At 72.3% G+C, this 452-nt stretch carries 1 protein-coding gene; it reads left to right on the plus strand.

Features of this window, described 5'->3' with window-relative positions; translation table 11 throughout:
• Positions 1-452: zinc ribbon domain-containing protein (locus tag FXF52_RS41295; protein WP_148805087.1), on the plus strand; the 452-nt coding region annotated here is incomplete at both ends.

Below are 452 nucleotides of genomic sequence, written 5' to 3' on the forward strand. Positions count from 1 at the left end.
GTGCGCGGGCAGATCGTCGACCGGATGCGGCACCTCGCCGCCGAGGCGGGTATCGCCGTGGTCACCGTCCCCGCCCGGAACACCTCGAAGCATTGCCCGCAGTGCCTGACTCCGCTGCGGCACTGTAAGGCCCCTGACAAGCCGACCGTGGCGGGTTGGAAGTGGGCCATCTGTCCCCGCCAGTCCTGCCGCTGGCAGGGCGACCGCGATCAGGGTGCCTGGCGGCGGATCGCCGCCCGCGGCCTGACCCATCAGGCCAAGACCGTCACCGACAAGACCAGCGGGCACATGGTCATCCGCGCCGTGGTCGACAAACTTGAAGCCTCCGCGGTCATCACGACAAGCCACCGGGGGGACCGGTCGAAGACCGGCCCCACCCGGCGCAAGCCACCACGCCCCGCGCCCAGGCGACGCAGGGCACCCTCCCCCACCCGGCCTCACGGCTCGGCGGG

This window comes from Micromonospora sp. MP36, assembly GCF_008119785.1.
In the GTDB taxonomy this organism is placed as follows: Bacteria; Actinomycetota; Actinomycetes; order Mycobacteriales; family Micromonosporaceae; genus Micromonospora.